Below are 21,913 nucleotides of genomic sequence, written 5' to 3' on the forward strand. Positions count from 1 at the left end.
TGATCAAACCCCAGGTGTTACCACACTCAAAGGTGCTATGGCTGTGATGGATATAGTAGAAACCGCTACAGCAAATCTAGATGCCATTAGAGCTGATATTGGTGCGGTGCAAAATCAAATCACAGCTACACTAAATAACATCAGTGTAACCCAAGTAAATATCAAATCAGCTGAATCAAACATCAGAGATGTAGATTTTGCAGCAGAAAGTGCAAATTTCTCTAAATACAACATCCTAGCTCAAAGTGGATCTTATGCTATGAGTCAGGCTAATGCTGTGCAACAAAATGTTTTAAAACTCTTACAATAAATCCAAATAATATAAGGCAGTTTTGCCTTATATTAAATTTCTTTTTTCTAAAATATCTTGTAAAGGTATGATGGCTATTTTTAAGGCTTTTTCTTGGACTAAAGCTAACTCGCTAATCTCTTCTAGCCAAGATTTATGTGCTGTAATCCAAGCAACAAGTTTATTTTGTTTATCACTATCATTATGCATAGGATTAACATAAATTTTTGAAAAATTGCTTTCAATATGAAATAAAGAAGGACTTAAAACTTCTCTTAAGAAAATGTATTTATTGCTTTCTATAGTCTCTTTTAGTTGATCTATTTTTGTATTTAATTCATGTAAAGTATAGTGTATTTTGCTTTGATAGTTTAATTCTTTATGTAATTTTTTACAAATTTTTAAAAATTTTTCATTAGCTTTTATATTTTGTTTGATTTGTTTGTAAGCTTTTAGCATAAGCTCTTGGCTATCTTTGCGTTTTGGTGGATTTAGTTTTGGAAAAGGTTTTTTTACCTCATCTTTTAAAAACTCTTCACAAATTTCTTTAAAAGGTTTTTCTATGGTCCCTTCTATCCTTGCCCCACCTTCTGTGGCATTATAAATTTTTGCTTTTGTTTGTTTATGAAATAAACTTTCAAAAATTTGTTTAAATAGCATCCAAACCTCTGAACTTTGCACATAAGTTTTTCCACCATAAGCTAAGGTTTCAAATTTTCCATGATCGCGTTCAAAATCTCCTTCGTGATAACTTTCATGTAAAAATCCTTCACTATGAGATTTTCCATCATCACTATAAGCTAAATCTTGTCCTATTAAGATGATATTTTCATGCCCTAACAAAAGCGCTAGTTCATAGTTTAAATGTGCCACGCTCATTCCACCACTTACATAGCCAAAATCATGCAATCCTAAAGAATAAGCAAAAGGTAATGATCTTGAAACTAAAATATATTTTCTTTTATTTTTTTCTAAAAATTCTATACTATCTTTATATACTAATGAAGCTAAAATAAAAGTAATGTCTTTATCAAATTCTTTAAAATCATTATCAAAGCATTTTGACACCACATCATCTCTTTCTAGCATACAAACATAATCAGGTTTTATACCTGCCTTTGCTAAGATAGGATAAGCACTATCAGCGCAAAATATAGTAGCTTTATTAGCATATTTTTTAAGTAAAAGAAGTTGTTTTTTTAAAGAAGGTCCAGTAGCTACCAATATAGCATTTTTGCTTTTATTTGATCTTTTTTTCTTAAATTCGTTAAAACTTGGATGTGTAAGCATTTTAGGTAAATTTAGAACAAATTGTTCTATGCCTTGCATAGCATCAATTGGGTCATTTCCTCTTCTTAAAGCAATATTTTTAATAACTTTGGAATTTAAATCATTTATGTTTTTAATTTCTTCTTTTTGTCTTTCTTCATAAAATTCACAATGAATATGTAGAGTGTAAGTTTTTAAAAATAAATTTAAAAAAGAGCATAAAGTATCAGCTTTTGTATAGTTAAATTCCTTTGCATGGATTAAAATAAATCTACCTTCTAAAAGTTCTTTGGAAAAATCTATCATATTAAAAACTAAAAATATTAACTCAATGTCTTTTTCATATACAATAACTTTTTTATGTTCTTTATTTGCAAGCAAACTTTTGTAAAATATACCATTGCCTAATCCATAGAAAAAAAGTATAGGGTATCTTAAGAATTCTTTATTAAATAGCTCAATTTTTTCTTGTAATTCTTTTAAAGGATTTATATATAAATTTTTTATATTTTTATAACATATATTACAATTTAAAGGATCTTTATCAAAAACATAAATATAATCTTTAGCTTCTTTTATTCTACCTAATCTTCTTTTTAGCGTTTGATATTCACTTCCTTTTAAGGCTTTTAAATTTTTTTTAAAAATCTCTGTTTTCATTTTTATCCTTTTTGATTAAAAAAATAATATCGTCATTTTTTATGTTTTTTATCAAAAATTTGATGTGTTATTGTTTTAAATTTTCTTTTATAGTTTTATTATAATTTTCAAGATATAAAATAATCTCATCAAAAAAATCGATTTGTTGTTCTAAGAAAGATTTTGTATTTTTTTCTTTTTCAACTTTGTATTTTAAAACCTCACATTCATTTTGAAAGCATCTAGCTTGTAAAATATCTGAAAAAAATTCACTTTTTGGGAGCTTAAGTCTTAGTTTTTCTAATCTTTCTAAGCTTTTATCCTTAATAGCTTTTTTGCATTCATTGATAAAAATTTCACTTTGTTTTATTTGTTTGTTGAGTTTTTCTTTGCATTGTTTTAGTTTTTTTTGTGGATTTTTTGCTTTTGTTAAAATAATATTTTTTTCAATTTTTTCTTTTAAAAACTCTTCACAAATTTCTTTAAAAGGTTTTTCTATGGTCCCTTCTATCCTTGCCCCACCTTCTGTGGCATTATAAGTTTTGATTTTTAATATATCTCTAGCTAGAGCTATATCTTTTTCAAAACTTTTTAAAAACAAATACCATGTGAGTTGTGTTTTTACTTCTTTATTGCCTCCATATGCACAGATTGTTTTATAAACAACTTCTTCGTCTCCTTGATCACCATATAAATGTTCTTTTGGGTGAGACTTTCCATCATCACTATAAGCTAGATCTTGCCCTATTAAAATAATATTTTCAAATCTTAAAGCTCCAGCTAACTCATAAGCCATATTAGCAACACTCATGCCATTTCCCAAAAAACCATATTCATTTAAGCCAAGTTTGCTTTCAAAAAACAAAGGTCTTAAAACAAGCATATAATTTCTATTGTTTTTTTCTAAATATTCTATAGTTTTAGGATGAGTTAAAGAGGCTATGATAAATAAAATATTTTTATCAAATTCTCCAAAATCATTATTAAAAAATTCGCTAGTCATATCTTCTCTTTCTAGTGAAAAGACATAATCAGGCTTAATTCCTTCTTTAGCTAAGATAATATAAGAGCTATCAGCACTAAAAATCACAACATTTTCTTGGTATTTTTTTAAAAGCGGAAGTTGTTTCATCAAAGAAGGACCTGTTGAAACTATAATGGCATTTTTTGCTCTTGCTTTTCTATCTTTTATTAGATTTTTAAAAGGTGTATGAGTGATGATTTTTTCTAAATTTATAATATTATGTTTTATTCCTAGCAAAGCATCTTTTGGGTCATTTCCACGAGCAAGCATTAGTGTTTTTATGAGATTTAATAAAATTTGCATCACATTTTGAGCATTGGGTGTATAAAAATTAATATAAAAATCATTATAAAAATGAAAATTGAAAATTTTCAGCGTATGTTTGATTTGCGGATAATTAAATAAAACTTTAAGTTGAGCGGTGTTGATATTTGGTGTAAAAAACAAAATAAGTTTTTCTTTTCTAAGAAGTGTGGTAAAATCAATCATATGAAAAGCTAGATATAAAATTTCTAATTCTTCTTCAAAAATAACAATATGTTTTAAATTCTGATTTTTTAAAAGTTCTATAAAAAATTTTCCATCGCCAAAACCATAAAAAAATAATACTGGATATAATTGAAATTTATCATAATCAAAAGAATGATTTTCATCTAAAAAAACTTGATTTTGCAAATCAAAAATTTTATTTTCTATGATTTTAAATTTATGATTTTGAGTGATTTTTCTCAACTCATAAGCTAGTATTTGATCTACTTCAAAAAGAGCTTGGGTGTTTTTTAAAAATAATTCTTTATTCATAGGTGTCCATTTTTATTTTGATTATAACAAAAATTATATTATAGCAATATTGAGTATGCTTATATCAAATAGTGGCTTTGTAATTTTGTTGCTTTTATTTTTTGAATATATTTTTTAAATTTACTTTCAATTAGAAAATTTTCTAAATTTAATATATTTGTTTCTAAAGCTACTTTTAATGCAACAATATGCTCATTAATAATTTCAATAAAAGCTAGGCATTCTTTGATCCAAAGAAGCATTTTGTTAAAACTATCTTCTTGTGTTTTAGGATTAAGTACTTGAATTCTTGCTAAATTAAGTTCAAACTGAATACCAATAGCGCTAGTTAATTCTTTTAAAATGCTTACTTTGGTAAGCTTTGTTTTGTGATTTTCTATTTCTTGTATTAAATCAATGAAATTTTTTTCATCACTTATTAAAAAACAAATGCGATTGAGTATGTATAAATTTTCTTTGTGCAAAAATTCACAAAGTTTAATGGCTTGTTGTGTTTTATAAAATGATTTAAGCATGAGTTCATTTTTTTTTATTCTGTGTGATTTTGTCAAGTTGTATAAATGATTTTGGTGTAGTGTTTTCAAATAAAGTTTCACAAAGCTCTTTAAAAGGTTTTTCTATAGCTCCTTCTATCCTTACTCCGCCTTCAGTGGCATTATAGGTTTGGATATTTTGTTTATTATTTTTAGCAATAGCTTCTTCTAGATAATGCTTAAATACCATCCATATTTCATGTGTTTTAACTATGTTTTGCCCACCATAACCTAGGGTTTGAATACGATCATAATGACTTTCACAATCAGCCTTATAATGATAATCTTGAGGATGTGAAAATCCATCATCAGAATAAGCCAAATCTTGTCCTATTAAAATGATATTTTATGTTTCAAGCAAGATGCTATGAAATAAGCCATATTTGCTACACTTGGAGTGTTTACTAAACTACCCAAATCTTTTAAATGAAAAAGTTTGCTGAAATCCCCTATTTTTTGTATAAAGGTGAACTTTCTATTGTTTTCTTTTAGATATTTGGGAGTATTTTTATATACAATTTCAGTTAAGATAAATAAAATATTTTTATCAAAATCGCCAAAATTGTTATTAAAAAATTCACTCGTTTTTTCTATTCTTTCCAAAGATAAAACATAATCAGGTTTTATATCATGTTTTGCGAGTATAGGATAAGCACTATCAGCGCAAAAAATAGTTGCTTTATTTATATATTTTTTAAGCAGAGGAAGTTGTTTGATTAAAGAAGGGCCTGTTGAAACTATAATAGCATTTTGATAAATATTTTTTCGTTTTGATAATAATTCTTTAAAGGAATAATTTAAAAAAAGATCAGGTAGATTATAAATAAAATTTTCTATACCTTTTAAAGTATCTTTTGAAGAATTTCCAAATTTTAAAATAGAATTTTTTATATAAGTTTGCATAGTTTCGTTTGTTTTTAAAATGTCATTATGAAATTTTTCATAATAATCGCAATGGATATCAAAAAATAAGTTCTTAAGAAATTAAAAAATGGTGAGCTATTGCATAAAATTTGAAAATATGTAGAATTTATATTGTTTATATCTAAAATAATTAGCCGGAAGTCTTTTAATTCTTCACTAAAATCTAAAAAATGAAAGCTCAGATAAATAAATTCTATTTCTTTTTCAAAAATAACTATTTTTGTCTATTTTTGTTTTGTAAAAGGGCTTTATATAAAATTCCATTACCAAAACCAAAAAAATATAGCACTGGATATAATAAATATTTGTCATTATATAAGTCCGATTTTTCATTTAATTCATCAAGTGTATCGTTATATAACACATATCCTTTTTTTGGTGAATAAAATTAACATCTAAGGGATCGGATCCTTGTTTTGTATCAAAATTATTTTGCTTAAAATTTGCCAATTTGTCTTTTAAATTTTTATCACTTAAAGCTTCTAAATTTTTATTAAAAATATGTTTTTCCATGATTATTCCTTGAAATGTTTTTCTTCTAAAGCTTTAGCAAATTCTATATCACAACTTGCTTTTTTACCAAGCATGATAGGTAAAAATTTAGGATGCAAACCTAGGCTTGGTCTTACGCTTTTTATATTTTCTCGTGTGAAAATATCACCTTTTTTGATGTCTTTACTTGCGTATAAACTTCTTGCAAAATGGCGGTTTTTTAAAGTTTTTTCATCCATGCTAAATTCTTTGTTTCCTAAAGCTTGCTCGCTTAAACGCACCATAGAACACATTTGCTTAAATTCCTCAAAATCAAGACTAAATTTAGCATCAGCGCTATTTAAAGTTTTGTCTAATATAAAATGTTTTTCTATGATTCTTGCGCCAAGAGCTACGGCTAAAGTTGGTGCTAAAAATCCCTCGCTATGATCACTTAAACCAACAATAGTGTTAAATTTTTCTTGTAAAGTTTTTATGACATTTAAATTTAAATCACAAATTTGTGAAGGATAAGCCGAGGTGCATTTAAGCAAAATTAAATTCGGATTGTTTTCTTCTTTAAAAATTTTAACAATCATTTCAAGTTCTTCTTCATAGGCTATGCCTGTAGAAACTAAAGTAGGTTTGTTTTCTTTTGCTACATAACGCACAAAATCATAATCATTTGCTTCAAAGGAAGCGATTTTATAAGCTGGGGGATTAAATTGCCTTAAAAAATTTACATCTTCTTTAGAAAAAGGACTAGAAAAGCAAATTAAACCTTCATTTTTAGCACATTCAAAAAGTTTTTCATGCCACTCATAAGGAGTTTTAGCTTCTTCGTAGAGCTCATATAGTTTGCGTCCATGCCATAAACCACCTTCAATAATAAAATCTTTTTTGTTAGAATTTAGTGTTAAGCTATCTGGGGTATAGGTTTGAATTTTTATAGCATTAGCTCCTGCTTTTTTGGCTGCTTGTATAGTTTTTAAAGCTATTTCAAGACTATTTGCATGATTGGCTGAAAGTTCAGCGATGATGAAAACTTTTTCATTTATGTTAAAATTTTCTATAAACATCAAAAAACCTTTTTTAATTTAAATAAAAATTTACTATATTTTATATTTTAATTATTAATTGTGATTAAAGGTTTATTTAGTAAAATAAATTTACTATAAAGTTATCTAAGGAAAAAACTATGACTAAAACACTAGAATATTCGATTTATCACTTTTGTGAACACATTTTAAAACTTAAAATTACACCAACAAGCGTGATTAGAGGCGAGCTTTATGGGGCTTCTATACCTTTGTATTTTAAAGATGAAGAATATAGTTTTTATCTGTTTTTTCAAAAAAAGGCTCTTAATGAGATTGCGCAATTTTTATTGCATGAAGAGTTAAAAGAAGATGATCTAGCAGATTTAGTAAAAGAAGTAGCTAATCAAATTATAGGTTATGCCAAAAAATTACTTAATGATACTAATGGCAAAGATGAGTATCGTTTGGGTGTTCCCGAATATTTAGGACGTATTGATGGATTTTCAAAAATCAAACTCAAAGAAAAATTTACTTATGAAATGAAAAATGCTCGTTTTAGAATAGGTTATAAAAAATTATGATAGAAGATCATTTAGGATTGTTGCAATCTTATGAAGATATTTTAGATATTAGCGTTGATTTTGTTAGTGAGCTTGGTACTACTAATATGAGCGTAAGAGAGCTTTTAAAGCTAGAAGTTGGTTCTGTGATAGACCTTGAAAAGCCAGCAGGTGAAAGCGTGGAACTTTATTTAAATAGAAGAATTTTTGGAAAAGGTGAGGTAATGGTGTATGAGAAAAACCTTGCTATAAGGATTAATGAAATTTTAGATTCTAAATCAGTATTGCAGTATTTCAAAAAAGAATTGCAATGAAATTTATTTGGATTTTATTACTCGCTTTACCTCTTTTTGGGGCAAAAATTCTTGATTACAATATTTATCCAAGAGAAGATAGGGTGGATATTACTTTTTCATTTGATGTTCCTTATAAAGAAGGTATTAGTCAAAATAAAAAAGATGGTATTATTATTTTTACTTTAAATGCTAAAAGTGCAAAAGAGGAAGATAGAGTGTTGAATTCTGATATTATAAAAAAAATTAAAATTTTTTCAGAAGATAAAAAAACTTTTATAGCTTTAAGTGTAGGTGATAAAATACAAATTACCGCTGATGCGATTGGTGAATATGGTTTAAGATTGCGTGCTCAAAAAGAAGGTGTAAATTTAAGTACTAAAAAAAGCTTAGAGGAAAAAAACGAGGAAATAAAAATGCAAGAATATGATTTTACAAATTATATTTTAGTTGTAAGCGTTTTGATACTTTTGCTTGTTGGACTTTGGTTTTTAAAAATATATCTAAGACAAAAACACCCTTTAGATAGGAATTTTAATTTAATCTTTCAAAGACCACTTGATAGACACAATCAACTTGTAGTTTTTGAGTATGGTTTGAAGCGTTATACTATGATTATAGGAAACTCTAATGTGGTATTAGAAACAAATGAAGCTTTGATAAAAAATGAAGAACAAAACAAAGCACCTCAAAAGCCAAAAGAAAAAGATTTTGACTCTTATTTTGAAGAAAATAAACAAAGATTGCAAAATTTACTTTTAAAACAAAATAATTAATTTTGCTGATTAAAAGCCAAAATGATAAGTTTTGGCTTTGAAATTTTTTTGATTTCTTCTTTTGAAAAATAAATTTGTTTTTTAGTCGAGTATATATACAAAGTATGATTTTTTAGCGTGAAATCAAGATTCTCATCAGTGTCTTTTGCAAGTTTTTTTGATAAAGCTAAAATAAAATTAAGCCAAGCTAATATGTGATTATTTGGTAGTAAATCTTTTATATTTTCTATCGCAAATGGATTGATTTTTTTTCCATTGGCTTTTAAAATAGTAGAAATTAATAAAATTTCTTTATGTGAAAAACCAAAATGCAGGCTATTTAGAGCTATATAAGCACTATGTTCATTGGCAAAATAAAAATTAATTCTTTCGCCTATATGCGATAATTTTGCAGCATTTATAAGATCTTTTTTAAAAGCAAGATTAATTTTATGGATAGGTAAAAGGGCATCAAATAATTTATTTGCAAAATAAGCACTTTTATCATTATAATCTATACTAAAACGATCTTGTATAGATTTTAAGCTTGGATTGAAATTCGGAGGAAATTTGGCATTAAATTTTGAAAAATCCGTTGTTTCATTTTTTATTTTAGTATATTTTTGAAAAAGATTAGATAAAAATACACCTTCTCTAACACCTACTGCAGAGGTGGTGATATTTTTAGCTTTTAAATTTTTTGCTAGTGCTAAAAATATCACACATCCTTCTTTTATAGTATCAAAACGATCTTTTTTTATGTTAAAATCATTTAAATTTTTAGCATTTTGAATTTTTTCTATGTGATTTTTTTCTTTTTCAAAACTATAACTAAAATTATGAATCATTTTTAACGGGTAAGAGTTTTTTTTCATTATAGAATTTGATAATGCCCTTAAACTTCCACCTATGGCAATGATATTTTCATTTTGAAAATGCTTTGGAACTTGTTTTAGTGCTTCTTGTATAAATTGGTCTAGTGCATTAAATTTTTTTGTATCGTAAAAAATTTCTTTTAATCTTACTGTGCCAAGATCAAGTGAAATACAATCTACAATCCTACCTTCTTTGATTAAACAAAGCTCAGTCGATCCTCCACCTATATCTATAGTGGTGGCATTTTGAATATCTGATAGTAAATTTAGCGCAGCAAGCCCACCTAAAAATGACTCTGTTTTTCCATTAATACATTTTATATTTAAACCTACATTTTTTGCTATTCTAGCTATGAAATCTTTAGCATTGGGTGCATCTCTTAATGCAGAAGTTCCAACAGCAATAATTTTTCTACATTTTTCTTTTAAAGCTTTTTCCTTAAAATAAGTCAAAGCTTTTTCGGCTTTAAGCATGGCTTCTTCTTGAAGAATCTTATTATTATTGTAAGCATTTTCTCCAAGTCTTACTTTCTTTTTGTGCTCACTACAAATGAAAAAACCATATCTTGAGGTTTTTTCAAAAACTACCATACGAACGGAATTAGAGCCAAGGTCAATTACTGCTGTTTTTTTAGCCATTAAATATCTTTATTTTTATGTTTTAAACGAAGCTCATCAATGCTTTCTACATTATCAGGATCAGGTATGATACAATCTACTGGACAAGCTACTATACAAGCTGGTTCTGAAAATTCATTCACACATTCAGTACAAAGATCAGGATCTATGACATAAATTGGATCATTATCATAGATTGCTTCATCGGGACATTCTTCCCTACATGCATCACAGGATATGCATTCTCTAGTGATTAAAAGTGACATATTTTTTTTCCTTTTTATAAGTAATAAAGCAAACTTATACTATATAAAAACTTATAGGTAATTTAAAATGAAAGAAAAAACAAAATCTACTTTTTAGAATGATTAAATCATTCTAAAATTTTAGTTAGTTTTTTTAGGAAAACAAAAACGATACCCTCTACGACGCACGGTTTCTATGGTAGAGATGTTAAGCGGTTTATCCATTTTTTGTCTTATTTGATTGATTGCAACCTCTATAACATTTGGAGTTACAAGTTCAGGTTCTTCCCAAATAGCATCTAAAAGTTGTTCTTTTGACACAATCTGATCTGAATGTCTAGCTAAATGAGTTAAAACTTCAAAAGGTTTTCCTTTTAATTCTATATCTTTTCCTTGATAAGTGATTTTTTCTTCATCAGGATCAATCACTAAATCATCGATTTTGATCACATTTGTTCCGCCAAATCTAAGTCTAGCTTCAATTCTCGCCATTAAAATTTCAAAATCTAAAGGTTTTTTTATATAATCATCTGCTCCAGCTTTCAAAGCTTTGATTTCATTTTCTTTATCTGCTTTTGCGCATATTGTAACTATAGCGGTTCTTGGAGATTTTTGCTTAATGGCATTAATTAAATCACTTGCATCATTATTGCCAATAGTCCAATTTGATAATACTAAATCATAGTGTCTAATACCTATAAAATACTCAGCGTCTTTAAAATTTTCTGAAGTATCACTTTGATAGCCAAACTCATTTAAGGTATTTGATAGAGTTTTATTAAGTGATGCTTCATCTTCTACAACTAAAATACGCATTTTATTCCTTTGAAGATAGTTTTAGTGCAAAAGTATAACACAAATTAAGCAAATGTTCAAAATTCTTTAAAAAAATTTTAATATTTTTTACTCAGACTAGCTCCAACGCATGCATTTTTGATAATATCAGGTTTGTAACAAGTGATATTTATAAATTTAAGCTTTTTATTATGTTTTTTAATATCCTTGCATATGTATTTTAAAGATTTTTCTATAGTTTTAAATTTTTTCTTTTTATAAATTTTTTCTATTCTAATACAAAGTTTTGCATAATCTAAAAATTTTTTACTTTTAGCTTCTAGTTCTATAATAACTTTTTGTTCTTGAATTCTTTCAAAATCCAAAAGCCCTATAATACATTTAAATTCTAAACTGACTTTTATATGACTTTGCATTCTTGTTTTCCAATAAGCCTTAAAATATTTGGTATATGTTTATAAATTACTATAAATGCAATAACAAAAATTGGTGCATGGGTGTTGATCACAGGCATGTTATAATGAAAAATAAATGAAGTAGCTATTAAAACAATTAAAGCTCCTAATGAAGCTAAGCTTGAAATTTTAAATACCTTTCCTATGATAAACCAAGCTAAAACCGCAGATATTATTTCAAAAGGTAAAAATACTGCTAAAACCCCAGCCCCTGTAGCCACTCCTTTACCACCTTCAAATTTTAAATAAGGAGAAAAGCAGTGCCCAAATACTGCTAAAACAGCCATAGTCCATAAGATATTTTCATCATAGCCCATAAATTTTGCCACTAATATAGGTATGATTCCTTTTAATGCGTCTAAAATAGCGGTTGCAATAGCAAGTATTTTAGCTAGTTTAGGATCGCTTTCTTTTACTACCCTTAAAACATTTGTAGCGCCTATACTTTTACTACCCATATTTTTAATGTTTGTTTTAGCAAAGATTTGAGCTAGTAAAAGCCCAAATGGTATAGCGCCTATGAGATAAGCTAAAAGATAGATTATTAAATTTTCCATTTACTTTTCCCTAAGATTTTTGTAAAACTCTGTAATAATAGCAAAAAACCCTGAAATAAATATTTAAGAGACATTTTCTCCTATAATAATTTTTATTGTTAAATATAAATTTTTTATATTATTTAAAGAAAATTATAGATATATTTTCAATAAGTTTATTTTAAATAGGCTTTATTTTATCTTATTTAGGAGTAGATAATGAAAAAAATTTCATTATTAGTTGCATCATCATTATTAGTTGCATCAACTGCTTTTGCTAACGATAAAGCTTTGCTTGATGAAGCAAAAGCTGCAGGTTTGGCGCCTTTACCAAAAGATCAGACAGGTGTTGAAAAACTATTAAAAGAAATGGGTATTAAAGCTAGTAAATTCTCTAAAGAGAAAGCTAACCTTGGTAAAAAGCTGTATTTTGAGCCAAGACTTTCTAAAAGTGGTTTGATTTCTTGTAATACCTGTCATAATTTAGGTATGGGTGGTACTGATGGTATAGCGGCTGCTGTAGGACATAAATGGACAGCTAATCCTCATCATTTAAATTCGCCAACAGTTTATAACTCAGTTTTAAATTCAACTCAATTTTGGGATGGTAGAGCAGGAACTTTAGCAGACCAAGCAAAAGGGCCAATCGAAGCAGAACCTGAAATGGCAACTCCTGCCAAATTAGCAGTAGAAAAAATAGCTTCTATGCCAGAATATGTAAAAGAATTTAAAAAAGTTTATGGTAGCAGTGGAGTAACTTTTGATAATATTGCAGATGCTATTGCTACATTTGAAAGAACACTTTTAACTCCATCTAAATTTGATAAATTCTTAGAAGGTGATACAAAAGCATTAAATAAAAAAGAAAAAGAAGGTTTGAAAACTTTCATCGATAAAGGCTGTACAGCTTGTCATACAGGGGTAAATTTAGGTGGTAGTATGCAGGCTTTCCAAGTAGCAGCTAAATATAAATTTGCAAATGTAGGAGATTTTAAAGGTGATGCAAATGGCTTAGTTAAAACTCCAACCTTAAGAAATATTGCTGAAACTGCTCCGTATTTTCACAATGGTGCTATTTGGTCTTTACAAGAAGCAATTAAAGAAATGGGCAGTGTGCAACTTGGCATAGAAATTTCTGATAAAGAAGCAGCTTCTATAGAAACTTTCTTACATGCCTTAACAGGTAAAAAACCAAGCATTACTTACCCTCAACTTCCAAAAGCAACTGAAAAAACTCCAAAACCAGAGCTTTAATTTAAACCTTAAGACGCTTTTTGCGTCTTAAGCTTACTTTATATAAAATCAAGATATAATTACTGCTTTTAGCCATTAAAGCTTTCTAAAATTATGTTTATGCATAATGCTTTATGGTGCTACCAAAATATTTTAAGAAAGGATAGCTGTATGTATGCTATTATAAAACACAGTGGAAAACAATACAGAGTAAGCCAAGGTGATGAGCTTAAACTAGATCGTTTTGAAGCTGAAGCAAAATCAAGCATAGAAGTAAGTGAAGTTCTTGCTATATGCGATAAAGAATTAAAGGTAGGTGCGCCGTTTGTTGCGGGTGCAAAAGTTGTTTTAGAAGTGATTGCTCATGGAAAAGACAAAAAAGTTGTGATTTATAAAAAAAGACGTAGAAAAGACTCAAAATTAAAACGCGGTTTTAGAAGACAATTTACTCGCGTTAGAGTAGTAGATATTAAAGCTTAAGGAGTAAAGAATGGCACACAAGAAAGGTCAAGGTTCAACTCAGAATAATCGTGATTCTATAGGTCGTCGTCTAGGTGTTAAAAAATTTGGTGGAGAATTTGTTCGCGCTGGCAACATCATCATCCGCCAAAGAGGAACAGCAACTCATGCGGGTAATAATGTAGGCATAGGAAAAGATCATACAATTTTTGCTTTAATTGATGGTTTCGTAAAATTCGAAAGAAAAGATAAAAATAGAAAAAAAGTTTCTGTTTATCCTGCATAATTTTAAGGCTACTTTGTAGCCTTTTTCTTCTTTTTAATCTTAATATATTAAAAAAAATATAATATCATTTTAAAAATTTATATTTTGGTGATTGTATGTTTATAGATAATGTGAAATTAGTTTTAAGTTCAGGTAATGGTGGCAAAGGTGCTGTGAGTTTTCGCCGTGAAAAACATGTTCCACTCGGTGGGCCTGATGGCGGCGATGGTGGAAATGGCGGCGATATATATTTTATATGTGATAATAATACCCATACGCTAGCGCACTTTAAAGGTAAAAAAGAACTTAAAGCACAAAATGGCCAGCCAGGCCTAGGTCGTAATAAAAACGGCAAAAGAGGGGAGAGTTTAGAATTAATCGTTCCTCAAGGCACTCAAGTAATTGATGCACAAAGTGGGGAAGTTTTGCTTGATATGTTAGTAGAGGGCCAAAAAGAATTATTTTTAAAAGGCGGTAAAGGTGGTCTTGGTAATACTCATTTTAAAAACTCTACTAATCAACGCCCAGATTATGCCCAACCAGGCGTGGCAGGAAAAACCTTAAGCGTGCGCTTAGAATTAAAACTCATAGCAGATGTTGGACTTGTGGGCTTTCCAAATGTAGGAAAATCCACTCTTATAAGCGTAGTATCTAATGCAAGACCTGAAATAGCTAATTATGAATTTACTACTTTAACTCCAAAACTTGGTATGGTTGAAGTAGATGATTATAATTCTTTTGTGATGGCAGATATCCCAGGTATTATAGAAGGTGCAAGCGATGGTAGGGGTTTGGGACTTGAGTTTTTAAGACACATAGAAAGAACTTCTTTTTTGCTTTTTGTGCTTGATCCATTAAGAGATATGAGCTTAAAAGAGCAATTTTGTATTTTAAGAAAAGAATTGGAAAAATTTTCAAGCAAACTTTATGCAAGAAATTTTGGCTTAATGCTTTCAAAAAGTGATAGTTTAAATTTGGGTGAGGAATTTGCACAAAAAATGGAAGAAGATTATAATGAGCTAAAAGCTTATTTGCAAAGTCAAAATAATCCACAAAGTTTTTTTATTAAAGTATCAAGCCTTGAAAAAACTGGACTTAAAGATCTTAAATTTATGCTTTTAGAAGAAGTTAAAAAAATTAGAAGTCAAAATAATCTTTGATGAGTGAAAATTTAACTATAGATTTTATTCAAGAATATATCAAGTCTAATTTTAAAGGCTTGGTATATAAATTTACTTATAAAGAACATAGCTTTTTTTATAATCTCGATAAGGTTTTAAAAAACGGAGTTTATTTTTGCACTATTAAAGAAAATGATGGCATAAATGATAAAGCTTCGAATTTAAATAGAGAAGGTGTATTTCGTCTAAGTTGCTCTCTTTGTGATCAAGATTACCAAAATCTTTTTGGTAAAAAACCTAAAAAAGCTTTAAAGGGTGAGGTTGTTAGTTTAAATTATGATTTTTCTATGCTTGATTTTATCATGCCTCATCCAATTTATGCTTATATGGGATATATTTGCATCAACAACCCTTCTAGAAAAAATTTTGAAATTTTTAAAGATTATCTTGAGCTTTCATATCAAAAAGCTATAAAAACTTATAAAAAAAGGATAGTGGCATTATGAAAAATATCATTTTTATGGGAACTCCATCTTATGCAACTTGTATTTTAAAAGAGCTTGTTGATAAAGGGTTTAATATCCAAGCTTTATTTACCCAACCTGATAAACCTGTGGGTAGAAAACAAATTTTAACCCCAAGTGATACTAAAAAATTTGTTTTAGAAGATAATTTAAATATAGAAATTTTCACTCCAAAAAGCTTAAAAGATGAAAACATAACTAATAGAATAAAAAGCCTAAAACCTGATTTTATAGTTGTTGCTGCTTATGGGAAGATTTTACCAAAAGAAATTTTAGATATTGCTCCTTGTATCAATTTACATGCTTCCTTACTTCCTAAATATCGCGGGGCTTCGCCTATACAAAGTGCTATTTTAAATGGGGATAAAATAAGCGGGGTTTGTACTATGCTTATGGAAGAAGGGCTTGATAGTGGTGCAATTTTAGAAAGTATAGAATGTGATATAGAAGGTAAAAATTCAGCTGAAGTGTTTATTATGCTTTCAAATTTAGCTGCTAAACTTACTGTTTCTACACTTTTAAATTTTGAAAAAATTATCCCAAAAAAACAAGATGAAAATTTAGTTACACATTGTAAAAAAATCAAAAAAGAAGATGGCTTGATTGCTTTAAATAATGCAAATGAAATTTATCAAAAATTTTTAGCTTTTACACCTTGGCCTGGAATTTTTTTAGAAAATGGTTTGAAATTTTTAGATATAGAATTAGTCGATAGTGAAAAAACTCAAAAATCAGGTGTGATTTTACAAATAGAAAAGGAAGGCTTTTTGCTTTCATGTAAAAAAGGTGTTTTAAGGATTAAAAATTTACAAGAAAGTGGAAAAAAGGCTTTAGACGCTAAGACTTATTTAAATGGAAAAAGGTTAAAACTTGGAGATAGTTTATTTTGATGAGCTTGAATCAACTCAAATTTATTTAAGTGATAAAATTCGTAGTGGAGAAATTACTAACAATACAGCCATTTGTGCTTTTATCCAAAGTGCTGGTATAGGTAGTAGGGACAATACTTGGCAAAGTAAGCAAGGAAATTTACATGTATCTTTTTGCATAAAAACTCAAGAATTAGCACAAGATCTTCCTTTGGCTTCTGCTAGTATATATTTTGCATTTTTAATGAAAGAAGTATTGCAAAGAAAAAATTCGAAAGTATGGATTAAATGGCCCAATGATTTTTATATAGAAGATAAAAAAATAGGCGGTCTGATGAGTTCTAAAATCAATGATTTTTTGGTTGTAGGAATAGGGATTAATCTTAAATATGCTCCATTTAATGCTGAAATTTTAGATATAGAAGTAGATATAGCAAAACTTTTAAATGAGTATTTTTCTTATGTAGATGAGAAAATTTTATGGAAGAATATTTTTAGCAAGTATATGCTAGAATTTGAAAAATCAAGAAATTTTTTTATACATAATGAAGGTAAGATTTTATCTTTAAAAGATGCTTTGTTGTATAAAGATGGTTCTATATTGTTAGATAATAAAAGGATATATAGTTTAAGATGAGTGAGATAATAACTATTGCAAATCAAAAAGGTGGGGTAGGTAAAACTACTACCGCTATTAATCTAGCGGCTTCTTTAGCAGTAGCTGAAAAAAAGGTTCTTTTGATAGATATTGATCCACAAGCTAATGCTACAACAGGACTTGGTTTTAATAGAAGTAATTATGAGTATAATATTTACCATGTTTTTATAGGCAGGAAAAAACTTTCTGAAATCATTTTAAAAACTGAACTTCCACAATTATACTTAGCTCCATCAAATATTTCTTTGGTTGGAATTGAACAAGAAGTAGTAAAAGAAAGCGGAGAATATAGAACGATTTTAAGAGAAAAAATCAAAGAAATTGCTAAAGATTATGATTTTATTATCATTGACTCACCTCCTGCACTTGGAAGCATTACGGTAAATGCTTTTGCAGCAAGCGATAGTGTTATTATTCCTATACAATGTGAATTTTATGCGCTTGAGGGTGTTGCGATGGTTTTAAACACCATAAAATTTGTGAAAAAAACTATCAACCCAAAGTTAAAAATAAAAGGTTTTTTACCAACTATGTATAGCTCGCAAAATAATCTTTCAAAAGATACCGTGGAAGATTTAAAGCAAAATTTCAAGCAAAAGCTATTTAGAACAGGTGATAATGAAGATGATTTTATCATCATACCAAGAAATGTAAAACTTGCTGAAAGTCCAAGTTATGGAAAACCTATTATACTTTATGATATAAAATCCCCAGGTTCAGTAGCATATCAAAATTTAGCACATTCTATATTAGGATAAAAAATGGCAAAAAAAAGTGCATTAGGAAGAGGTTTAAGTAGTATTTTGGCTGATATTGATGAGGTTTATGAAAAAGAATTAGGATCAAAAGAAGGCAAAATAGAAGAAATTGATATAGATTTAATTAGTCCAAATCCTTATCAGCCAAGGAAAAATTTTGATACACAAGCTTTAGAAGAGCTTGCGGGGTCTATTAAAGAATATGGTTTAATTCAGCCTATTGTAGTTTTTAAAAAAGATGAATTTGATTATATTATAATAGCTGGCGAGAGAAGATTTAGAGCATGTAAGCTTTTAGAAAAAGAACAGATTAAAGCCGTAGTTTTAAATGTGGATGATATAAAATTACGCGAGCTTGCTTTGATTGAAAATATCCAAAGGGAAAATTTAAATCCTATAGAATTGGCACATTCTTATAAAGAATTATTGGAAATTCATGACATAACTCAAGAAAAATTAGCAGATCTTATTCACAAGTCAAGACCACAAATTGCTAATACCTTAAGACTTTTAAATTTAAATGAGCAAACGCAAAATTTCATTATAGAAGGTAAAATTTCACAAGGTCATGCAAAAGTTTTAGTAGGACTTGAAAAAGAAGAAGAAAAAATGATAGTTGATACTATCATAGGTCAAAAACTTAATGTAAGAGATACAGAAAAACTGATTAAAAATTTTAAAAATTCAAATAATTTAGAAAAAAATACAAATTTAAATAAGCAAAATCAATCTATATTAAATTTAAAAGAAAAAATAGAATCTTTTGGATTTAAGACAGTGGTGAAAGATTTAAAAATTATTGTTAATTTTTCTGACGAAAATGAGATTTTAAAATTTTTAAAAATACTAGATTAAATATGCTTTTAGGTATATTTTGGTATAATTGCGCGTTTTATTTAGATTTATTTAGGAGTATTAATGTTTAATGATGTACATTTTTCCATCATGATAGCTACTGGTGTCATTTTTTTGCTCATGATAGCAATTTTAAATTCTATACTCTATAAACCTTTGATTAAATTTATGGATTCTAGAGATTTGACCATTAAAAATGACGAAGAAAAAATGAAAAAAAATTCTGATGATGTTTCAAATGTAGAAAATGAGTTGGAAAAAATTCATATACAAACAAGAGATGAGATTAATCAAATCAAAGCAAAAGCAGTAGAAGAAGCTAAAATAAAACAAGAAAAAGAATTATCAATAAAGAAAAAAGAATTAGAAGAACAAATGCATGTTTTTCTAAAAAGTCTAAGAGAAAAAGAAAAAGAATTAAAAGAAGAGATGCGGTTAAAAATGCCAGAATTTAAGCAAAGCTTTAAAGATAGCTTGAGTAAAATTTAAGGAAGATAAATGTTGAAAAAAATTACATTATTATTGGTGCTTCCTTTTTATGCTTTTGCAGCAGGTAATGGAAGTGGTGAGTATGATATTATCCCAAGAGCAGTTAATTTTGTTTTGTTTGCTGCTATTTTATATTATTTTATAGCAACACCTTTAAAAAATTTTTACCACGGAAGAATTGCAAAAATTGCCTCTAGGATGAATGAAATACAAGAAAAACTTATTGCAAGCAAAAATCATAAATTAGAAATGATGAAAAAACTAGATTTAGCTAAACAAGAAGCAATTAATGCAGTTGCTCTTGCAAAAAAAGAAGCAGAAATCATTACAGATAAAATAGAAGCTGAAACAAAAATGGAGATTAAGGCTTTAGAAAAAACTTATGAAGAGCATAAAGAATATGAAATAAGAAGAATGGAAAAAGAAGTTGTGCAAGCGGTTTTAGAAGAAATTTTTGAAGATCAAAGTTTACAGCTTCAGCAAAAAGAAATTTTAAATATCATGATGAAAAAGGTGTCTTGATGGAAAGTGTAATTGCAAAAACCTATGCAAAAGCTATATTAGAAAGAAAAGATTTTGAAAATTTTTATTCAAATTTATTACAACTTAGTTCAGCTTTTGCTTCTGATAAATTTGTAAGTATTTTAAATGCTTATGAGCTTAAACAAGAAAAAAAATTAGATTTTATACTTTCTTTATTAGATAATCCAAGTGATGCTTTTAAAAATTTTATGAGCTTAGTTGTTGGCAACAATAGAGAGATGTTAATTCCAAGCATTACTAAAGAATTGAGTGAACAAAAAGCATTAAAAGAAAATGAATTTTTAGGGCAAGTTTATTCAAAAGAAAAATTAAGTGAAGAAGAAATTAAAAATTTAGAAGAAAAACTTAGTCTTAAATTCAACGCAAAGATTAGATTAGATAGTAAAATAAGTGATAATGACAGTGTAAAAATTAGCTTAGATGGACTTGGTTATGAAATTTCATTTTCAATGCAAAGCTTAAAAGCTAAAATGAATGAATATATATTAAAAGCAATTTAAGGAGACTTGATGAAATTTAAAGCAGATGAAATTAGTTCTATTATAAAAGAAAGAATTGAAAAATTTGATTTTAATCTTGAAATAGAAGAAACCGGTAAGATTATTTCAGTTGCTGATGGTGTTGCTAAGGTTTATGGTCTTAAAAATGCTATGGCCGGTGAGATGGTTGAATTTGAAAATGGCGAAAAGGGAATGGTGCTTAACCTTGAAGAATCAAGTGTTGGTATTGTTATTTTAGGAAAGGGACTTGGCTTAAAAGAAGGAAGTTCTGTAAAAAGATTAAAAAAACTTCTAAAGGTTCCAGTTGGTGATGCATTGATAGGCCGTGTTGTAAATGCTTTAGGTGAGCCAATTGATGCTAAAGGAGCGATTGAAACAAGTGAATATCGCTTTGTGGAAGAAAAAGCAAAAGGTATTATGGCTAGAAAAAGTGTTCATGAACCATTACATACGGGTATTAAAGCTATTGATGCTTTAGTTCCAATTGGTAGAGGACAAAGAGAGCTAATTATTGGTGATAGACAAACGGGTAAAACTACTGTTGCAATAGATACGATTATTAGTCAAAAAGGTAAAGATGTTATTTGTATTTATGTGGCAATTGGTCAAAAACAAAGCACAGTGGCTCAAGTAGTTAAAAAGCTTGAAGAATACGGCGCAATGGATTATAGTATAGTGGTAAATGCAGGTGCTTCAGATCCTGCTGCATTGCAATATCTTGCTCCATATACAGGTGTAACTATGGGTGAGTATTTTAGAGATAACTCAAGACATGCGTTGATTGTTTATGATGATTTGAGTAAGCATGCTGTTGCTTATCGTGAAATGTCTTTGATTTTGCGTCGTCCTCCGGGTCGCGAAGCTTATCCAGGGGATGTATTTTATTTACATTCAAGATTGCTTGAAAGAGCAAGTAAATTAAGTGATGAGCTTGGCGCAGGAAGCTTAACAGCATTACCTATTATTGAAACTCAAGCAGGGGATGTTTCAGCTTACATTCCAACCAATGTTATTTCAATTACCGATGGTCAAATTTTCTTAGAGACAGATTTGTTTAACTCAGGTATTCGTCCTGCGATTAATGTTGGTTTATCTGTATCTCGTGTTGGTGGTGCTGCACAAATTAAAGCAACAAAACAAGTTTCAGGTACCTTAAGACTTGACTTAGCTCAATATAGAGAATTGCAAGCTTTTGCGCAATTTGCAAGTGATTTAGATGAAGCAAGTAGAAAACAACTTGAGCGTGGACAAAGAATGGTTGAAGTTCTAAAGCAGCCTCCATATTCTCCGCTTTCAGCTGAAAATCAAGTAGTGATGATTTATGCAGGAACTAAAGGATATTTAGATGATATTGCAGTTTCAAAAATAGGAGAATTTGAAGCAGCCTTATATCCATTTATTGAAGCTAAATATCCAGAAATTTTTGAGCAAATTAGAACTAAAAAAGCTTTAGATAAAGATTTGGAAGAAAAATTAGCTAAAGCGTTGAGTGAGTTTAAAGCAAACCATATATAAGG

29 protein-coding genes are annotated in these 21,913 nt (G+C 28.3%); 17 read left to right on the forward strand and 12 right to left on the reverse strand.

Going from position 1 to position 21,913, the window contains the following annotated elements; translation table 11 throughout:
• Positions 1–310 (forward strand): flagellin (locus tag L8U37_RS06615; protein WP_259443331.1); only part of this gene is annotated, 310 nt, incomplete at its 5' end.
• Positions 311–337: 27 nt separating this feature from the next.
• On the opposite strand, the gene L8U37_RS06620 is transcribed toward L8U37_RS06615, so the two are convergent.
• The 7 genes from L8U37_RS06620 to pseI form a co-directional block, all read right to left on the reverse strand.
• Positions 338–2,218, reverse strand: a complete 1,881-nt coding sequence (locus tag L8U37_RS06620; protein WP_263728873.1) for a motility associated factor glycosyltransferase family protein — start codon at positions 2,216–2,218, stop codon at positions 338–340.
• Positions 2,219–2,285: 67 nt separating this feature from the next.
• Positions 2,286–4,022 (reverse strand): motility associated factor glycosyltransferase family protein, encoded by a 1,737-nt coding sequence (locus L8U37_RS06625; RefSeq protein ID WP_263728875.1) that lies wholly within the window; start codon positions 4,020–4,022, stop codon positions 2,286–2,288.
• Positions 4,023–4,081: 59 nt separating this feature from the next.
• The gene (locus L8U37_RS08250) at positions 4,082–4,537 is read right to left on the reverse strand and encodes a hypothetical protein (protein WP_412174904.1); all 456 of its coding nucleotides are present in this window, start codon (positions 4,535–4,537) and stop codon (positions 4,082–4,084) included.
• A gap of 4 nt (positions 4,538–4,541) precedes the next feature.
• Positions 4,542–4,877 carry a hypothetical protein gene (locus L8U37_RS08255; protein ID WP_412174905.1) on the reverse strand — a complete coding sequence of 112 codons (336 nt, stop codon included), beginning with the start codon at positions 4,875–4,877 and terminating at the stop codon, positions 4,542–4,544.
• Between the two features lie 11 nt (positions 4,878–4,888).
• A complete protein-coding gene (locus L8U37_RS08260) occupies positions 4,889–5,458 on the reverse strand; it encodes a 6-hydroxymethylpterin diphosphokinase MptE-like protein (protein WP_412174906.1) in 570 nt (189 codons plus the stop codon).
• Between the two features lie 354 nt (positions 5,459–5,812).
• Positions 5,813–5,992, reverse strand: coding sequence for a hypothetical protein (locus L8U37_RS08265; protein WP_412174907.1), 180 nt, complete (start codon positions 5,990–5,992; stop codon positions 5,813–5,815).
• 2 nt (positions 5,993–5,994) lie between these two features.
• Complete coding sequence (gene pseI, locus L8U37_RS06635) at positions 5,995–7,029, reverse strand: pseudaminic acid synthase (protein WP_263728876.1); 1,035 nt, start codon at positions 7,027–7,029, stop codon at positions 5,995–5,997.
• Between the two features lie 119 nt (positions 7,030–7,148).
• Here pseI and L8U37_RS06640 point away from each other — a divergent pair, with 119 nt between their 5' ends.
• From L8U37_RS06640 to L8U37_RS06650, 3 genes are read left to right on the forward strand one after another with little or no spacing between them, the layout of a single operon-like run.
• Entirely contained in the window at positions 7,149–7,571 is a 423-nt protein-coding gene (locus tag L8U37_RS06640) for a chemotaxis protein CheX (protein WP_133319685.1), read from the forward strand.
• Positions 7,568–7,864 carry a flagellar motor switch protein FliN gene (gene fliN / locus L8U37_RS06645; protein WP_133319684.1) on the forward strand — a complete coding sequence of 99 codons (297 nt, stop codon included), beginning with the start codon at positions 7,568–7,570 and terminating at the stop codon, positions 7,862–7,864. Before L8U37_RS06640 ends, fliN begins: the two co-directional genes overlap by 4 nt.
• Positions 7,861–8,619, forward strand: a complete 759-nt coding sequence (locus tag L8U37_RS06650; RefSeq protein WP_263728877.1) for a hypothetical protein — start codon at positions 7,861–7,863, stop codon at positions 8,617–8,619. The genes fliN and L8U37_RS06650 overlap by 4 nt, the downstream gene beginning before the upstream one ends.
• Here L8U37_RS06650 and L8U37_RS06655 read toward each other — a convergent pair.
• The 5 genes from L8U37_RS06655 to plsY all read right to left on the reverse strand — a co-directional run bounded on the left by L8U37_RS06655 (position 8,616) and on the right by plsY (position 12,143).
• Positions 8,616–10,112, reverse strand: coding sequence for a Ppx/GppA phosphatase family protein (locus L8U37_RS06655; RefSeq protein WP_263728878.1), 1,497 nt, complete (start codon positions 10,110–10,112; stop codon positions 8,616–8,618). The genes L8U37_RS06650 and L8U37_RS06655 overlap by 4 nt on opposite strands.
• Positions 10,112–10,357 carry a YfhL family 4Fe-4S dicluster ferredoxin gene (locus L8U37_RS06660; protein WP_012660922.1) on the reverse strand — a complete coding sequence of 82 codons (246 nt, stop codon included), beginning with the start codon at positions 10,355–10,357 and terminating at the stop codon, positions 10,112–10,114. Before L8U37_RS06660 ends, L8U37_RS06655 begins: the two co-directional genes overlap by 1 nt.
• Before the next feature lie 120 nt (positions 10,358–10,477).
• Positions 10,478–11,152, reverse strand: coding sequence for a homeostatic response regulator transcription factor HsrA (gene hsrA / locus L8U37_RS06665; RefSeq protein ID WP_133319681.1), 675 nt, complete (start codon positions 11,150–11,152; stop codon positions 10,478–10,480).
• A gap of 77 nt (positions 11,153–11,229) precedes the next feature.
• Positions 11,230–11,547: a dihydroneopterin aldolase gene (locus tag L8U37_RS06670; RefSeq protein ID WP_133319680.1), complete on the reverse strand. Its 318-nt coding sequence runs from the start codon at positions 11,545–11,547 to the stop codon at positions 11,230–11,232.
• Complete coding sequence (gene plsY, locus L8U37_RS06675) at positions 11,532–12,143, reverse strand: glycerol-3-phosphate 1-O-acyltransferase PlsY (RefSeq protein ID WP_263669751.1); 612 nt, start codon at positions 12,141–12,143, stop codon at positions 11,532–11,534. Before plsY ends, L8U37_RS06670 begins: the two co-directional genes overlap by 16 nt.
• A gap of 198 nt (positions 12,144–12,341) precedes the next feature.
• On the opposite strand from plsY, the gene L8U37_RS06680 reads away from it, so the two are divergent.
• The 13 genes from L8U37_RS06680 (at position 12,342) to atpA (ending at position 21,911) form a co-directional block, all read left to right on the forward strand.
• Positions 12,342–13,376 carry a cytochrome-c peroxidase gene (locus tag L8U37_RS06680; RefSeq protein ID WP_133319678.1) on the forward strand — a complete coding sequence of 345 codons (1,035 nt, stop codon included), beginning with the start codon at positions 12,342–12,344 and terminating at the stop codon, positions 13,374–13,376.
• Positions 13,377–13,526: 150 nt separating this feature from the next.
• Positions 13,527–13,835, forward strand: coding sequence for a 50S ribosomal protein L21 (gene rplU, locus L8U37_RS06685; protein WP_263659711.1), 309 nt, complete (start codon positions 13,527–13,529; stop codon positions 13,833–13,835).
• Between the two features lie 10 nt (positions 13,836–13,845).
• On the forward strand, positions 13,846–14,100 hold the full coding sequence (gene rpmA / locus L8U37_RS06690; protein ID WP_039649045.1) for a 50S ribosomal protein L27: 255 nt from the start codon (positions 13,846–13,848) through the stop codon (positions 14,098–14,100).
• A gap of 95 nt (positions 14,101–14,195) precedes the next feature.
• Positions 14,196–15,239, forward strand: a complete 1,044-nt coding sequence (obgE, locus tag L8U37_RS06695; protein WP_263665822.1) for a GTPase ObgE — start codon at positions 14,196–14,198, stop codon at positions 15,237–15,239.
• Positions 15,239–15,706, forward strand: a complete 468-nt coding sequence (locus tag L8U37_RS06700) for a DUF6194 family protein (protein WP_263728879.1) — start codon at positions 15,239–15,241, stop codon at positions 15,704–15,706. The genes obgE and L8U37_RS06700 overlap by 1 nt, the downstream gene beginning before the upstream one ends.
• Complete coding sequence (gene fmt / locus L8U37_RS06705; RefSeq protein ID WP_263665820.1) at positions 15,703–16,614, forward strand: methionyl-tRNA formyltransferase; 912 nt, start codon at positions 15,703–15,705, stop codon at positions 16,612–16,614. The genes L8U37_RS06700 and fmt overlap by 4 nt, the downstream gene beginning before the upstream one ends.
• A complete protein-coding gene (locus L8U37_RS06710; RefSeq protein WP_220566507.1) occupies positions 16,595–17,230 on the forward strand; it encodes a biotin--[acetyl-CoA-carboxylase] ligase in 636 nt (211 codons plus the stop codon). The genes fmt and L8U37_RS06710 overlap by 20 nt, the downstream gene beginning before the upstream one ends.
• A complete protein-coding gene (locus tag L8U37_RS06715) occupies positions 17,227–18,009 on the forward strand; it encodes a ParA family protein (protein WP_012660935.1) in 783 nt (260 codons plus the stop codon). Before L8U37_RS06710 ends, L8U37_RS06715 begins: the two co-directional genes overlap by 4 nt.
• A gap of 3 nt (positions 18,010–18,012) precedes the next feature.
• A complete protein-coding gene (locus tag L8U37_RS06720) occupies positions 18,013–18,864 on the forward strand; it encodes a ParB/RepB/Spo0J family partition protein (RefSeq protein WP_263659714.1) in 852 nt (283 codons plus the stop codon).
• 63 nt (positions 18,865–18,927) lie between these two features.
• Positions 18,928–19,353: a FoF1 ATP synthase subunit B' gene (locus L8U37_RS06725; protein WP_133319671.1), complete on the forward strand. Its 426-nt coding sequence runs from the start codon at positions 18,928–18,930 to the stop codon at positions 19,351–19,353.
• A 9-nt stretch (positions 19,354–19,362) separates the two neighbouring features.
• On the forward strand, positions 19,363–19,875 hold the full coding sequence (locus tag L8U37_RS06730; RefSeq protein ID WP_263659715.1) for a F0F1 ATP synthase subunit B: 513 nt from the start codon (positions 19,363–19,365) through the stop codon (positions 19,873–19,875).
• Positions 19,875–20,396 carry a F0F1 ATP synthase subunit delta gene (locus L8U37_RS06735; RefSeq protein WP_133319669.1) on the forward strand — a complete coding sequence of 174 codons (522 nt, stop codon included), beginning with the start codon at positions 19,875–19,877 and terminating at the stop codon, positions 20,394–20,396. Before L8U37_RS06730 ends, L8U37_RS06735 begins: the two co-directional genes overlap by 1 nt.
• Positions 20,397–20,405: 9 nt before the next feature.
• Positions 20,406–21,911: a F0F1 ATP synthase subunit alpha gene (gene atpA / locus L8U37_RS06740; RefSeq protein WP_133319668.1), complete on the forward strand. Its 1,506-nt coding sequence runs from the start codon at positions 20,406–20,408 to the stop codon at positions 21,909–21,911.
• The last annotated feature ends 2 nt before the right edge of the window (positions 21,912–21,913 follow it).

Source organism: Campylobacter sp. RKI_CA19_01122, assembly GCF_025771325.1.
GTDB classification, from domain to species: domain Bacteria; phylum Campylobacterota; class Campylobacteria; order Campylobacterales; family Campylobacteraceae; genus Campylobacter_D; species Campylobacter_D lari_D.

Bases quoted from the DNA above. Each gene is read 5' to 3' on its own strand.
- L8U37_RS06620 (WP_263728873.1), bottom strand. From the start codon at position 2,218: ATGAAAACAGAGATTTTTAAAAAAAATTTAAAAGCCTTAAAAGGAAGT.
- L8U37_RS06625 (WP_263728875.1), bottom strand. From the start codon at position 4,022: ATGAATAAAGAATTATTTTTAAAAAACACCCAAGCTCTTTTTGAAGTA.
- L8U37_RS08250 (WP_412174904.1), bottom strand. From the start codon at position 4,537: ATGCTTAAATCATTTTATAAAACACAACAAGCCATTAAACTTTGTGAA.
- L8U37_RS08260 (WP_412174906.1), bottom strand. From the start codon at position 5,458: ATGCAAACTTATATAAAAAATTCTATTTTAAAATTTGGAAATTCTTCA.
- L8U37_RS08265 (WP_412174907.1), bottom strand. From the start codon at position 5,992: ATGGAAAAACATATTTTTAATAAAAATTTAGAAGCTTTAAGTGATAAA.
- pseI (WP_263728876.1), bottom strand. From the start codon at position 7,029: ATGTTTATAGAAAATTTTAACATAAATGAAAAAGTTTTCATCATCGCT.
- L8U37_RS06640 (WP_133319685.1), top strand. From the start codon at position 7,149: ATGACTAAAACACTAGAATATTCGATTTATCACTTTTGTGAACACATT.
- fliN (WP_133319684.1), top strand. From the start codon at position 7,568: ATGATAGAAGATCATTTAGGATTGTTGCAATCTTATGAAGATATTTTA.
- L8U37_RS06650 (WP_263728877.1), top strand. From the start codon at position 7,861: ATGAAATTTATTTGGATTTTATTACTCGCTTTACCTCTTTTTGGGGCA.
- L8U37_RS06655 (WP_263728878.1), bottom strand. From the start codon at position 10,112: ATGGCTAAAAAAACAGCAGTAATTGACCTTGGCTCTAATTCCGTTCGT.
- L8U37_RS06660 (WP_012660922.1), bottom strand. From the start codon at position 10,357: ATGTCACTTTTAATCACTAGAGAATGCATATCCTGTGATGCATGTAGG.
- hsrA (WP_133319681.1), bottom strand. From the start codon at position 11,152: ATGCGTATTTTAGTTGTAGAAGATGAAGCATCACTTAATAAAACTCTA.
- L8U37_RS06670 (WP_133319680.1), bottom strand. From the start codon at position 11,547: ATGCAAAGTCATATAAAAGTCAGTTTAGAATTTAAATGTATTATAGGG.
- plsY (WP_263669751.1), bottom strand. From the start codon at position 12,143: ATGGAAAATTTAATAATCTATCTTTTAGCTTATCTCATAGGCGCTATA.
- L8U37_RS06680 (WP_133319678.1), top strand. From the start codon at position 12,342: ATGAAAAAAATTTCATTATTAGTTGCATCATCATTATTAGTTGCATCA.
- rplU (WP_263659711.1), top strand. From the start codon at position 13,527: ATGTATGCTATTATAAAACACAGTGGAAAACAATACAGAGTAAGCCAA.
- rpmA (WP_039649045.1), top strand. From the start codon at position 13,846: ATGGCACACAAGAAAGGTCAAGGTTCAACTCAGAATAATCGTGATTCT.
- obgE (WP_263665822.1), top strand. From the start codon at position 14,196: ATGTTTATAGATAATGTGAAATTAGTTTTAAGTTCAGGTAATGGTGGC.
- L8U37_RS06700 (WP_263728879.1), top strand. From the start codon at position 15,239: ATGAGTGAAAATTTAACTATAGATTTTATTCAAGAATATATCAAGTCT.
- fmt (WP_263665820.1), top strand. From the start codon at position 15,703: ATGAAAAATATCATTTTTATGGGAACTCCATCTTATGCAACTTGTATT.
- L8U37_RS06715 (WP_012660935.1), top strand. From the start codon at position 17,227: ATGAGTGAGATAATAACTATTGCAAATCAAAAAGGTGGGGTAGGTAAA.
- L8U37_RS06720 (WP_263659714.1), top strand. From the start codon at position 18,013: ATGGCAAAAAAAAGTGCATTAGGAAGAGGTTTAAGTAGTATTTTGGCT.
- L8U37_RS06725 (WP_133319671.1), top strand. From the start codon at position 18,928: ATGTTTAATGATGTACATTTTTCCATCATGATAGCTACTGGTGTCATT.
- L8U37_RS06730 (WP_263659715.1), top strand. From the start codon at position 19,363: ATGTTGAAAAAAATTACATTATTATTGGTGCTTCCTTTTTATGCTTTT.
- L8U37_RS06735 (WP_133319669.1), top strand. From the start codon at position 19,875: ATGGAAAGTGTAATTGCAAAAACCTATGCAAAAGCTATATTAGAAAGA.
- atpA (WP_133319668.1), top strand. From the start codon at position 20,406: ATGAAATTTAAAGCAGATGAAATTAGTTCTATTATAAAAGAAAGAATT.